This window comes from Candidatus Nitronereus thalassa (assembly GCF_032191465.1).
GTDB lineage: Bacteria > Nitrospirota > Nitrospiria > Nitrospirales > UBA8639 > Nitronereus > Nitronereus thalassa.
Genome location: NZ_JAQOUE010000001.1, coordinates 369,367 through 380,572 on the forward strand (window position 1 = coordinate 369,367; position 11,206 = coordinate 380,572).

The following is an 11,206-nucleotide window of genomic DNA, read 5'->3' on the forward strand; positions in this document are numbered from 1 at the left end:
GCCTCTGGCTTCGGACAAGAAACTTTATCGCCAAGGATGGGATTCTCTATGGCAATGACTGCCCATGAGCTTCGTCAATCATTCCTCGATTATTTCTCCAAATATGATCATGCGGTGGTCCCGAGTGCGCCGCTGATTCCCCAAGCCGACCCCACGCTTCTCTTTACCAACGCCGGGATGAACCAGTTTAAGCGCGTGTTTCTCGGTGAAGAAACTCGCTCCTACAAGCGTGCGGTGTCCGTGCAAAAGTGCATGCGGGCCGGCGGCAAGCATAATGACCTGGAAAACGTCGGCTATACCCGCCGGCATCATACCTTCTTTGAGATGCTGGGCAATTTCTCTTTTGGGGACTACTTCAAAGAAGATGCCATCTTCTTTGGCTGGGATTATTTGACTAAAACCATTGGCCTGCCTCAGGACAAACTCTGGGTGACCATTTTTCAAGATGACGATGAAGCGTTTGAGCTCTGGCAGAAAAAAGTCAATGTGCCAACCAACAGAATCGTTCGTTTAGGCCACAAGGATAATTTTTGGCAAATGGGCGACACGGGGCCCTGCGGCCCATGCTCTGAGATTCATATCGACCAAGGAAAAGAGCTTGGCTGTGGCAAGCCGGAATGCGCGGTGGGGTGCGATTGCGATCGATATTTGGAAATCTGGAATCTCGTGTTCATGCAGTTTGACCGGGATGCCGAAGGCACACTACATCCGCTGCCCAAACCAAGCATTGATACCGGCATGGGCCTCGAACGTTTAGCGGCGGTCGTCCAAAAAACGTCGAGTAACTATGATAGTGATTTGTTCCTACCGCTGCTTTCGGCCATTGCAGATCGGACCCGTCATACGTATGGAAAGGATGCCGTATCCGATCGGTCCATGCGCGTGATTGCGGATCATCTGCGCGCCATCACCTTCATGATTGCCGACGGCATTCTGCCCTCGAATGAAGGACGGGGTTATGTGTTGCGTCGCATCCTTCGCCGTGCTTCACGCCATGGCAGACTCTTAGGCACCAAAGAACCATTCCTTCATGAGTTGACCAACGCGGTCATCGATCAAATGAAAGATGTGTATGGCGAACTCAGCCAAGCGGCGGACGTAGTGCGTCAAGCGGTGGAAGGGGAGGAAGAGCGATTTATCGGAACTCTCGACCAAGGCTTGCCGATTTTGAATTCCATGGTGGACGAGGCCAAAGCAGAGATTCGTGGTTCTTTAGATGGCGAGAGCGTGTTCAAACTTTACGACACCTATGGGTTTCCCTTGGATTTGATCGAAGAAGCCGCGCGTGAACAAGGATTAGTCACGGATCTTGAAGGATTTCAGCGTGCCTTGGATGCACAACGCGATCGTGCACGAAAATCAGCCTCTTTTGCCATGGAAGGGGAGAAACCCGTTGTTACGGAATTGATTCAGCAACTCAAGCCTACGGAATTTTTGGGCTATCAGGCGTTGGATGCGGATACCGTGGTCCAAGCGATTCTCAAGAACGAACAATTGGCTGATGATGCGGTTGAAGGAGACGAGGTCGAGTTAGTGTTGAACGCCACGCCGTTTTATCCAGAAGGGGGCGGACAAGTCGGGGATCAAGGCACCTTGGTCGGGCCGGATGGTCGAATCCAGGTGCGCGATACCACGAAGGTGGGCGGCAAACTCTTTTTGCATAAAGGCAAGGTGACGGCGGGTCGTGTGCGGAAAGGCGAACACCTATCGGCTTCGGTAAATGGCGTCACTCGGCACGATGCGGCCCGCAATCATACCGCTACCCACCTTATGCACGCGGCGCTTCGGGAGATTCTCGGCCCGCATGTCAAGCAATATGGGTCCTTGGTAACTCCTAATCGCTTACGGTTCGACTTCTCGCATTTTAAACCTCTGGGTACTCGGGACATCGAGGAAATTGAATCACTGGTGAATGAACAAGTCCGTGAAAATACTTCCGTACAAACAAATGAAATGGGGATTCAGGAAGCCACTCAAGCCGGTGCCTTGGCCTTTTTTGGTGACAAATATGGCGAGAAAGTGCGCGTGGTGGGGATCGGGGAGTTTAGCAAGGAACTCTGTGGCGGTACGCATTGTCACGCGACGGGTGAAATCGGGACATTTCGAATTATTTCAGAGGGCGGGGTTGCGGCTGGCGTGCGGCGTATCGAAGCGCTAACCGGGGTTGGCGCACTTGATTACAGCAAGAAGGTTGAATCTGAAGTTCAGGAACTTGCCGAGTTACTGAAAACAAGTCCTTCGGATGTTGTCACCAAGGCCCGCAAATTAGTGTCTCAGTTGAAAGACAAAGAACGCGAACTCGAACAACTCAAATTGAAAATGATGGACCAGGGCTCCAGCAGTGCAGAAGCCGACGTGCGCGACATCAACGGTGTGAAAGTTCACGTCCAACGGGCAGACGGTTTGTCCATGCAGGAACTTCGTCTATTTTCAGATAAAGTCCGCAATAAGGTTTCCGAAGGTGTGATCGCGTTGGGTTCGGCGGCGGATGACAAAGTCTCCCTCCTAGTCATTGTGACCAAAGATCTCTCCAAAAAAATCAAAGCCGGTGATCTCATCAAAGAAATGGCCACCGAAGTCGATGGCTCCGGCGGAGGCCGCCCCGACATGGCCCAAGCCGGCGGAAAAAATCCTGCTGGTTTGGCGAAGGCTCTAGATAAAGTCTTCTCCTTAGTCGAAGCCAAATTGTAATATTCTTCATTGCGGTTTATTTAAATCCTTCTCAAAATTCTTCCAGAATGAATTGAGTCTGATCCTAATTGAATTACATGACAGTAGAAGCCGAAATAGTAAAGCCTATTGTTTGTCAAGTTCGTTCCAAGTAGACGAATCCAGAAAATTCAGTTCAAGAAAGATATACGATGATCTTCAATGCCCTCGTGGTCGAAAAGACCGGACAAGCAGAAGTTTCGGCAAACGTGCAAGAGTTGACGGACGATCAATTGCCAACAGGAAATGTCACGATTGCGATTGAGTACACCACGGTCAACTATAAGGATGGACTGTGCCTGCAACCGAACAACGGGCTGGTTCGCGATTATCCGCACGTGCCGGGGATAGACTTTGCAGGAACCATCGATTCTTCTGACGATTCCCGATACACACCCGGCGACAAAGTCGTGTTAACGGGTTGGCATGTGGGTGAGACGCATTGGGGAGGGTATTCACAGAAAGCTCGCGTGAATGCTGATTGGTTGGTTCCTCTGCCGCAAGGTCTGACAACCAGACAAGCGATGGCCATTGGAACGGCTGGCTTCTCCGCGGTCCTCGCGATTGTGGCATTGGAAGATCGCGGTTTAAAGCCGGATCACGGACCAGTTCTCGTCAGCGGCGCAGCAGGCGGAGTCGGCTCGATTGCCACAGCGGTGCTCGCCAACCTCGGGTATGAGGTCGCTGCAGTAACGGGTCGGCCAGAGACAGCGGATTATTTGAAGTCGCTTGGTGCACATCGGATTGTCGCTCGCCACGAAATCGATACCATAACCAAGAAGCCTCTCGAAGCAGAGACGTGGGCGGGCTGTGTTGATGCTGTTGGTGGTGAGATGCTCGCACGGGTGATCGGTCAGTTGAAATACGGCGCGTCGGTTGCTGCGGTCGGACTTGCCGGCGGAGCGGCCCTGCCTACAAGCGTGATTCCCTTTCTGCTACGCGGGGTGAACTTACTAGGAATCGATAGTGTTCTGCAGCCTTATGAGCAACGTTTGAGGGCGTGGAAACGTCTGGCCTCCGATTTGCCTTTGGAGAAACTCGATGCCATGATTCGTCCGGCAACGTTGGCGGAGGTGCCAACACTGTGCACCGAGATTTTGAAAGGTCGGATCAAAGGTCGCATCGTGGTCGATGTGAACGCATGACAATGTCCGAGAGTGGGCTAATGAGTAGATATCTATGTTAAAGAATAAAAACTTACACTTCTGGCTATAAACCTGAAAAATTGTCAGATTTTCGTTGCGTTTACCGAAGGAGACACGCAGAATAGGAAGTGGGACTTCTTCTTTATCTACTCTGAAACATTTTCCGTGGAGTGCCACGAAAATGCGTATACGCACCCCTACCGTGGTTGGCAGTGTCGTCCTCCTTGCTCTTGTGGGCGGGCTTGCTTTTCTTTCTCAGCTTCAACCCGTCGGGAACCCTTCCCAGCGTCAGATTCTAGAAATTCCGCAGGGCGCATCATTGTCTCACGTGTCCAGTTTGCTCTATCAACGGCAGCTCATTAAGAGCGATTGGGCGTTTTCGTGGATGGGTAGAGTGCTTGGGGCCGATCGAAATATCATCCCTGGGGAATATGAATTTCATGGAGGAATGGCTCCGGCGGATGTCCTCAACAAAATCACCAAAGGCGAGGTGGTACGATATGCCGTGACGATTCCTGAGGGGTATTCTATTGAACAAATCGCCGGTATCCTCCAGGCAAAAGGGTTGGCTGACCAAGACAGGTTCATTGCACTGACCAAAGACCGTGACTTTCTCTCGCGACTCAACTTTCAAGTAGAAGACCTGGAAGGATATCTTTTTCCGGATACCTATCATTTTACGCGGCAAATGCCACCTGAAAGCATTATCCAGGCCATGGTGACTCGCTTCAAACAGTCTTGGACCGAGCAACTCCAGGCACGGGCCGCCGAATTGGGGATGTCGGTTCACCAAATTATGACGTTGGCCTCGGTGATTGAAAAGGAAACTGGCCTTTCCCAGGAACGGGGATTAATCTCCGGGGTTTTTCACAACCGGTTGCGCAAGAAAATTCCTCTCCAAAGTGATCCGACGGTTATTTATGCATTAGCTCAGTTTGACGGGGATTTACGGAAAAAAGACTTGACGGTGGATAGCCCTTACAATACCTATCGGTTTCGAGGATTACCGCCTGGTCCAATCGCTAATCCTGGAGAGGCCTCTATAAAGGCCGCGTTGTATCCTGTTCCAACCAACTACCTCTACTTTGTCTCTCGCAATGATGGAAGCCATCAATTCTCCGCCACTCTGGACGAGCATAATATCGCGGTCAAAAAATTTCAGTTGCAACAACGCCAGCGTTCTTCGTAAATTCCGTGTATCATGTCTTATGAGCAGCGCCTCACTCAGCTCGGTCTAAACTTACCCAGTGCCCCAAAACCCGTGGCGACGTATGTGCCTTTTGTTCGGGTCGGGGATCTTTTGTTTCTTAGCGGGGTGGTGCCAATCCGTGATGGCAAGATCACTCATCAAGGAAAACTTGGGGGAGACTTCACCAAGGAAATAGGGTATGAGGCGACAAAAATAACGCTCTTAAATGCGCTGGCGAATGTTCGTTTGGCCTTGGGGTCCCTTGATAGGGTCAAGCAGGTCGTGAAATTGACAGGCTATGTGGCGTCGGAAAAAGGGTTCGTGGAGCAACCCTTTGTGATTAATGGCGCGTCGGATTTGCTCGTGGAAATTTTTGGTGATGTTGGTCGGCATGCCCGCGTGGCTGTTGGCGTGGCGGAATTGCCTCTTGGTGTTCCAGTGGAGCTTGAGCTTATTGTTGAAGTCTATCCTGCCTCGGTTTAATTTCCTTGTTGGAGTCAGAGCTCTGATTGTGTTTCTGACCTGCTTGTTGTGGTGGGTTGCTTCTTCGTGGGCTTTGGCCAAAGTTCAACATCTCGCCGACGTAGAGGGATTTTCCAAAGCGCGTGGGTCGCAGTCGATCTATGTTAACGCCCGTGTGTCCACGTGGAAAACCCGCGGGGTCATGTTTTGGGATGTTGAGGGTTCCTTGCTGGTGAAACTGCGGGACGTTGGATTTACTATCGTACGAAACAGTACTGACTCGCATGATCTTACGTTGACCGTCGACTACGCGGAAACCAAGGGCCAGGCCTTTGCCATCAATCGTTTCGGGACAGAGATTGAGGGAACATTTCTCATCAGTCATCAGACAGCAGGGCCGTTGTTCTCCATTCACATTCAGGAAACCTCGGTGCCCATGGTAACGGGTACTCCTCCTTACATTGATGTCCTGCTTAACTTTTTAACCAATCCGTATTACCATTATTTGGGAGAAATCGTGCGGGGTGAAATTCAAGGGAGCCAAGATCCTCACCAAATTCTTATCGATTCCCTATTGGCTGATGTCACTCGACTTCAGAATACCCAAAAACCCGACTCGGTCATGGATCATTCTCGACGGCCACAACATTCGGTGCCAATCGATAAAAATCAATATGCTCCCGTGGCTGCGTATCGGGCTATCGATGAGTTGGTCGCGGCCAACGAAGTTCGTCTTGTGGAGATTCTCAAGTCTATGGTGATGTATCCAGATGTCCATGTACAGATGAGAAGCATTGACGCTTTTGGAGATTTTCGTGTCACCGAAGCTCTGCCCTTTCTTCGACAACTCAGTCTAGAAACCCAGCAGGTTGAAGTTCGCGACGCCGCGCTCAACACTATGAATGTGTTGGCTTCTTTCTCGGAATAACTTACCCATCTTCTTCATTTGACAAGAAAAATTTCTCATTGTTAAAGTGAAAACGTGTTTGTATTTGAAGTGTTTGTGGTCAAAAACCAAGCTGATTTCACGGGGGTTTTCTATCTTATTGTTCCCCTAGCGTAAAGTATTGTGTAACCTTAGAAAGGTTGTATTCCAGATGAAACAGGTAACGTGTGTCACAATTTTTATGGCTTTTATTTGTGGTTTCACCAATCCGGTGAGCGCAGAACTTTTTCCTGCATCTGGTGCTCCAGGGTCAACGGTTACCATCGGTGGCGGTGATTTTGGCGAATTTGTTTCCACGGCGGTTAACCGAGTGGAATTCAATGGCGTTCCGGCCTTGATTCAATTATGGGAAAAGGATTTGGTAATGGTGAAAGTACCGCTAGAAGCGACAACCGGCCCGGTGGTCGTTCTCGGCGGTACGAATAAAAGTACGATGGGTGAGTTTACGGTCCGCCAGGTCAAAATTACCAAAATCGTTCCCTCCGAAGCTGAACCGGGTTCTGACTTGACGATTGAAGGTGAAAATTTTGGCAATACGGCCGGATCTCGTGATCCCAATACCATGTTCGGCGTGAATAATGTGTTGATCAATGGGGTGAAGGCCCAAGTGAAAAAATGGCGTCCCAATAGATTAGAGGTGACGATTCCGACGAACTCAAAAAGTGGTGATGTGGTGGTTCAATTAGCCTCATCCGATCCCCTGCCTGATGGTTCCTGTTGTGCCCCTGTTCAATATGTAGAGAGTAACCCCATGCCCATCACTCTCATTCCGCCTATTAGCTTTTCACCCACCAAAGGTCCCATTGGGAGCAAGGTGGTATTGAGCGGCCAAGAGTTTGGGGAAACCAAGTCTCCAGCAGATATGGTGCTTTTTAATGGAAAGCCTGCGACGATTGCCGATTGGTCTCCCAGGACGATCGTGGTCCATGTTCCACTCAATGCGACGAAGGGAATGGTGACCTTGAAACGAGGCGGGAAAACTCGAAATCTGGGCGAGTTTGATGTCGTCGAATCTCGAGTGGATAAAGTGATTCCTGAAGCCGGTCCAATCGGCACCTTGTTACAAATAAAAGGGGAAAATTTTGGGGTCTATTCTGAGTCGGGATCTACCGCTTATGCCTTTGATTTTGAGCCCGGCCAAAATCGCGTGGAAATTGGCGGTGTGCCCGGGGTGATTTACCGATGGCAAGATAACGAAATCGATGTGTGGGTTCCTTATAGCGCTAAAAGCGGACCGGTCGTTCTTAAACGAGGTGGAATGACGCCTAAACCGGACGGAACTTGTTGTGCTGAAAAGGGTGAAGTGGAATTAGAAGTTGGCCACTTTACAGTTTTGGAACCCACCGTGACTTCTTACTCACCAACCGAGGCCGGGCTCGATGAAATTGTCACTATTAAAGGGACAGGGTTTGGCGATTTTTTGAAAATTGCCGAAGACAGCCGAATTGGGCTGCACCACCAGGCTCACAACTGGCAAAACTATGAGTTAGGGGCGGATGTGTCACGCAGCGAAGTCATGATTAATGGACTTGCGGCGTTGGTGGTCTCATGGAAAGACGATGAAATTAAAATTCGGGTGCCTCGTCGACCTGTGTTTGGGTACGGGTATCCAGGCGGGTTTCATGAGAATCCCACGAAAGGCGAAATTGTGGTGCGACGGGGTTCATGGGATCTGAAAGATGATGGCACATGCTGTCAGCCCAAAAAGTGGGTGAGTGCTGTTGCAGGACATTTTGAGATCATCCCACGCAATCTACCGAGGGAAGATTTCTATTTCGATTATACCCATTTCCCTGAACGTGAATCAGAAAATTAATGAATTCCAAATCCTTCTACTCACTGTCTCTGCTCATAGCAATCCTCCCAGGGTTGCTGTGGTGCTCTTTTGTCTTTGGCGCAAATTTTCCTCAAGCACCGACTCCACAGCAAAGTGGTACTAAGGTGACATTACTTGACACGTTCTTTTTGGACATAAACAACGGGTGGGCGGTTGGTGCGGGGGGAACCATGCTTCGTACCGAGGATGGAGGCTCAACGTGGATCTCCGTCCCGAGGCGCACGTCAGCCCTACTCATGGGTATATTTTTTTCCGGCCACCAACATGGATGGGTCGTAGGACAAAATGGAACTGTGCTTCATTCAGGCGATGGTGGAAAAACATGGTTGCCCCAAACTAGCGGAACCAATTCTCCGCTCTATGGGATGTTTTTCAAAAACCAAACTCATGGTTGGATTGTGGGGGCACGAGGAACGATACTCCACACACAAGATGGCGGGCAAAACTGGTTTGATCAGCAAAGTGGAACCTCGGCGGACCTATTTGGCATACAATTTCTTGATGAGAAGCAGGGGTGGGCAGTAGGAGCACTCGGCGTCATTTTAACAACAAAAGATGGTGGCCAGCATTGGGTGCAGCAAGCCACGGATAGTCCTCAGACTTTCTTCGATATTCAATTTGTCGATAAACAAGTTGGATGGGTTGTCGGGACACAGGGTGCCATTTTTCGAACCATTACGGGCGGCGCTCAATGGGAAGATAAAACCCGGCCATGCGGATCTCCCTGTATTCGCCCCCCGGATTTTTTGAAGATTCATTTCACAGGTTTTCGCAATGGCTGGATCATCGGGGAGCGAGGCGCTTTCCTCGTCACCAAAGATGCTGGGTTCAACTGGCGGGAACCTGAATTACCAGAACCCTACTCTCTCTATGGGTTAGCCTTCCCAGATTCACACACAGGATGGGCGGTTGGGGATCAGGGGACTATTCTGAAAATTTCTGCCAACGGCTCATGACTGAGCACTAGGCCAATCTAAGTTTCCTAATCGAAATTGAATAATACTTAACGCGGTGAGCGGCGCCGTTTCTCCCCTGAGAATCGATGTGCCCATTGATATTGGGGTAAAGGCCCTCTGTTGTGCTTCCCGCTGTTCCTCGGGAGTCCATCCACCTTCCGGGCCTACCATTACCACCACAACTCCATTTAGTTCTTTGTCTAAAGGAAGACTCCCTATCCCGGGAAGTTTTTCTCGTTCAACCAAAATCCCTTTAATTGGTGACTGGCAATTGTCCTCAAGAAAGTCATGAAAAGATGTTGGGGGAAGAACTTCAGGAACGTCCCATCGTTCGGATTGTTGTGCAGCATCTAGTGCAATCCGGGCATAGCGCTCTTGTAAGGATTGAAAGCGATCGCTCCTAGGGCGAACAATGACCCTTTCTGTGATCAATGGGATAATCGTTGAGACTCCCAACTCCGTGGCTTTCTGAATAGCCCAGTTCATATGATCGCCTTTGAGCATGGCTTGTCCTAGGATAATTCTGGCAGTCGATGGATTAGGTCCCTGCTCAGTTTTTAATATTTGGCCTTTCAAAAGGGTTTTGGCCACCGATTGTATTTTGACGTAATGTCGGTGGCGAACGTCATCACACACTATCAACTCATCTCCTTCACGAAATCGAAGACTTTTTGTGAGATGTACGAAAAGCGGACCTTCGATCAGTACGTTTTGGTTGGTGATGCTGTGAGAAGAGATAAAGAAGACTGGCATGAAGTGGGGAAAGGAGGTGTAGCAAAAATAATTTAATCAAACATGTTTTTAACCTTGTCGAAAATGCCTTCGCCATTGGTTTCTCCAGACAAGTCGCTTTCCTTGGCAAAGGCATCCAGCAATTCGCGTTGACGAGCTGAGAGTTTTGTCGGAATTTGAATTTTTATCCGCACGAGTTGGTCACCCATCTGATTACCCTTTAGAGCGGGAGCTCCGATTCCTTTAAGCCGGAGCACCCGGTCATGCTGAGTGCCTTCTGGAACTTTGACGGTCGTTTTTCCTTTGAGCGTGGGGACTTCGACTTTACCTCCTAGTGTCGCCGTTGCAAAATGCACAGGCAAATCAACCAAGATGTCATTGCCTTTTCGCGTAAACACCGGGTGAGGTTTGACCGCAACGGCAACATATAAGTCGCCCGGCGGACCTCCATTCACCCCGTGTTCGCCTTCATGAGAGAGTCTAAGGCGCATGCCGGTTTCGATGCCGGCCGGAATAGTGACGGAAAGATTGCGTTCTTTATAAACTCGCCGTTGTCCCCGACAGGTGGTGCAGGGTTCGGCAATGATTTGTCCGGCCCCTTGGCATTGACCGCAGGTTCGATTAATGGTGAAGAATCCTTGCTGGAGTCGAATTTGACCCGATCCTCCACATCCAGGACAAGACTTAACTGAGCTGCTGGACTTGGCCCCACTCCCATTACAGGATTCGCAAGTTTCCCATCGTGGAATTTTGAGCTTGGCTTCCTTGCCATAGACAGCTTCCTCGAACGTGAGTTCCAAATTATATTGAAGGTCGTTTCCTTGCTCGGCCCGGGAACGTCCCCCGCGTCCTCCTCCAAAAAAATCTTCAAAGATGTCCCCAAAAATATCTCCGAATCCCCCGGCTCCAGCAAAGCCTTCCGCGCCACCAAAACCCTGTGGCCCACCGGAATGCCCGAACATGTCGTAGCGTTTCCGATGTTCGGCATTACTTAGGACTTCATAGGCTTCACCGGCTTCTTTGAATTTTTCCTCGGCCTTCTTCTTCTCATTGGGATCCGATTGAAGGTCGGGATGATGCTGCCGTGCGACTTTCCGAAACGCTTTTTTAATTTCGTCTTCGGAGGCGTCACGTTTTACGCCCAGTACTTCGTAATAATCTCTTTTGGTCACTGAAGCCATCTTTGGTGTTCTGAATGCATGGTGAATAGCATGATCCTTTGACTCAATA

At 49.9% G+C, this 11,206-nt stretch carries 9 protein-coding genes; 7 read left to right on the top strand and 2 right to left on the bottom strand.

From position 1 onward, the window contains the following. Window positions 1–48 precede the first annotated feature (48 nt). From alaS to PPG34_RS01940, 7 genes are all read left to right on the top strand, one after another. Window positions 49–2,691, top strand: a complete 2,643-nt coding sequence (gene alaS / locus PPG34_RS01910) for an alanine--tRNA ligase (RefSeq protein ID WP_313831444.1) — start codon at window positions 49–51, stop codon at window positions 2,689–2,691. A 173-nt stretch (window positions 2,692–2,864) separates the two neighbouring features. After that, complete coding sequence (locus PPG34_RS01915; protein WP_313834259.1) at window positions 2,865–3,854, top strand: MDR family oxidoreductase; 990 nt, start codon at window positions 2,865–2,867, stop codon at window positions 3,852–3,854. A gap of 181 nt (window positions 3,855–4,035) precedes the next feature. Then, window positions 4,036–5,043, top strand: a complete 1,008-nt coding sequence (gene mltG, locus PPG34_RS01920; RefSeq protein WP_313831445.1) for an endolytic transglycosylase MltG — start codon at window positions 4,036–4,038, stop codon at window positions 5,041–5,043. A 12-nt stretch (window positions 5,044–5,055) separates the two neighbouring features. Continuing rightward, a complete protein-coding gene (locus tag PPG34_RS01925) occupies window positions 5,056–5,526 on the top strand; it encodes a RidA family protein (RefSeq protein ID WP_313831446.1) in 471 nt (156 codons plus the stop codon). Continuing rightward, the gene (locus PPG34_RS01930; RefSeq protein WP_313831447.1) at window positions 5,498–6,433 is read left to right on the top strand and encodes a HEAT repeat domain-containing protein; all 936 of its coding nucleotides are present in this window, start codon (window positions 5,498–5,500) and stop codon (window positions 6,431–6,433) included. Before PPG34_RS01925 ends, PPG34_RS01930 begins: the two co-directional genes overlap by 29 nt. Window positions 6,434–6,602: 169 nt before the next feature. Further along, window positions 6,603–8,267, top strand: a complete 1,665-nt coding sequence (locus PPG34_RS01935) for an IPT/TIG domain-containing protein (RefSeq protein WP_313831448.1) — start codon at window positions 6,603–6,605, stop codon at window positions 8,265–8,267. Between the two features lie 125 nt (window positions 8,268–8,392). Further along, window positions 8,393–9,244, top strand: coding sequence for a WD40/YVTN/BNR-like repeat-containing protein (locus tag PPG34_RS01940; protein ID WP_313831449.1), 852 nt, complete (start codon window positions 8,393–8,395; stop codon window positions 9,242–9,244). On the opposite strand, the gene PPG34_RS01945 is transcribed toward PPG34_RS01940, so the two are convergent. Both PPG34_RS01945 and dnaJ read right to left on the bottom strand, forming a co-directional pair. Continuing rightward, window positions 9,239–9,997 (bottom strand): RsmE family RNA methyltransferase, encoded by a 759-nt coding sequence (locus tag PPG34_RS01945; RefSeq protein ID WP_313831450.1) that lies wholly within the window; start codon window positions 9,995–9,997, stop codon window positions 9,239–9,241. The two genes, PPG34_RS01940 and PPG34_RS01945, sit on opposite strands and share 6 nt — an antisense overlap. Before the next feature lie 32 nt (window positions 9,998–10,029). Next, entirely contained in the window at window positions 10,030–11,157 is a 1,128-nt protein-coding gene (dnaJ, locus tag PPG34_RS01950; protein ID WP_313831451.1) for a molecular chaperone DnaJ, read from the bottom strand. Window positions 11,158–11,206: the final 49 nt, after the last annotated feature.

Excerpts from the sequence above, each read along its gene's own strand:
- alaS (WP_313831444.1), top strand. The coding sequence starts at position 49 with ATGGCAATGACTGCCCATGAGCTTCGTCAATCATTCCTCGATTATTTC.
- mltG (WP_313831445.1), top strand. The coding sequence starts at position 4,036 with ATGCGTATACGCACCCCTACCGTGGTTGGCAGTGTCGTCCTCCTTGCT.
- PPG34_RS01925 (WP_313831446.1), top strand. The coding sequence starts at position 5,056 with ATGTCTTATGAGCAGCGCCTCACTCAGCTCGGTCTAAACTTACCCAGT.
- dnaJ (WP_313831451.1), bottom strand. The coding sequence starts at position 11,157 with ATGGCTTCAGTGACCAAAAGAGATTATTACGAAGTACTGGGCGTAAAA.
- PPG34_RS01945 (WP_313831450.1), bottom strand. The coding sequence starts at position 9,997 with ATGCCAGTCTTCTTTATCTCTTCTCACAGCATCACCAACCAAAACGTA.
- PPG34_RS01935 (WP_313831448.1), top strand. The coding sequence starts at position 6,603 with ATGAAACAGGTAACGTGTGTCACAATTTTTATGGCTTTTATTTGTGGT.